Consider the following 1889-nt stretch of genomic DNA (forward strand, 5'->3'; position numbering starts at 1 on the left):
CGGGTCGATGACCTGGTGCGCGACTCCGTCCGGGCCGGCGACGAGGCGGGTCCGCAGCACCTCGTGCCGGGTCACGATCGCATCCAGCGCAGCCCCCAGGGCCACGAGATCGACATCACCGGTCAACCGCAGACGGGTCGACATGTTGTACTCCGTCGAACCCGGCTCCAACTGATCCAGGAACCACAACCGCTGCTGCGCGAACGACAACGGCAACGGCTGCGCACGATCCACCACCACGACCGGCGGCGCGACATCCCCGGCAGAAGCCTCGATCGCCGCCGCCAGACCCCGTACGGTCGGCCGGTCGAAGAGCGCCGACAGCGCCACCTCAGCCCCGAACGCCTCCCGGACACGAGAGATCACCTGCGCCGCGAGCAGCGAATGACCACCCAGATCGAAGAAGGAATCGGTGGCACCGACACGGTCCACCCCCAGCACCTGCGACCAGATACCCGCAAGCAACTCCTCGGAGACCGAGGACGGAGAAACATACAGACCCTCCAGCTCTCCGAGGGACACGTCCGGTGCGGGGAGTGCCTTGCGGTCGATCTTGCCGTTCGGGGTCAGCGGCAACGCCGCCAGCTCGACGAACAACGACGGCACCATGTACTCCGGCAGACTCTCCCGCAGACGCTCCCGCAGCACAGACGTCGACGGAACGCCATCCGCCTGGACCGCGGGAACGACATACGCGACCAGCCGACGCTCGACACCCTCGCCACGACCCACCACAACCGCGGAACCGACACCCGGAAGCAACAGCAGCGCCGCTTCGATCTCACCCGGCTCGATACGGAAACCACGCACCTTCAACTGCTCGTCACCACGGCCCAGGAACTCCAGCCGGCCATCCGCCAGCCACCGCACCCGGTCACCCGACCGATACATCCGACTGCCATCCGCCGCGAACGGATCAGCCGTGAACCGCTCCCCGGTCAGACCCGCACGCCCCAGATAACCACGTGCCACACCCAGACCGCCGATGAACAGCTCACCCGCCACGCCCACCGGCACCGGCTCCAACCGGCCATCCAGCACATACACCCGCGTGTTCGCGATCGGCGACCCGATCCCCGGCACCCCCTCCCCCGTCACGCGCTCGCACGCCGACCAGATCGTCGTCTCCGTCGGCCCGTACATGTTCCACACCGAGCCCACACACTCCACCAACGCCCCCGCCAACCCAACAGGCAACGCCTCACCACCACACAACGCCACCAACCCCGGCGAGCCGGCCCACCCATCAGCCACCAGCATCTGCCACGTCACAGGCGTCGCCTGCATCACCGACACACCCCACCGCACCAACTCACCCACCAACACACCCGGATCACCGACCACCTCACGGCCAGCCACCACCACACACCCACCCACCACCAACGGCAACCACAACTCCAACCCGGCAATGTCAAAGCCCCAGGTCGTCACCGCCAACAGCACATCACCCGCCCCCAACCCCGGACGCACCGCCATCCCACCCAGAAAACTCACCAAACCGCCATGCCCCACCAACACACCCTTCGGCCGCCCAGTCGACCCAGACGTATACAGCACATACGCCAACTGATCAGCAACACACGGCACAGCCGGCGAGGCGGAAGGAAGACCTTCCAGCACCGAACGAGTCGCGGTGTCGTCCAGCCACACCACCGAACCCACCGCCTCCAGCGGCAGACCACCGGCCACGGACCGATGCCCCACCAGCACACTCGCCCCACTGTCCGCCAGCATGAACCCCAACCGGTCGGAAGGGAACTCAGCATCCAGCGGCAGATACGCCGCCCCTGCCTGCCACACCGCAAGCCCCGCGACCACCAAGTCCAGCCCACGCTCCAGACACACGGCGACCACGGACTCCGCACCCACACCAGCCGCCCGCAGGTGAT

General features: G+C 67.4%; 1 protein-coding gene. It reads right to left on the bottom strand.

All coding sequences use genetic code 11. The features are described 5' to 3' along the window. A partial coding sequence (locus ACIPEK_RS46615; RefSeq protein ID WP_402009113.1) for an amino acid adenylation domain-containing protein occupies positions 1-1889 on the bottom strand: 1889 nt, incomplete at both ends.

This window comes from Streptomyces sp. NPDC088246 (assembly GCF_044741025.1).
Taxonomy (GTDB): Bacteria; Actinomycetota; Actinomycetes; order Streptomycetales; family Streptomycetaceae; genus Streptomyces.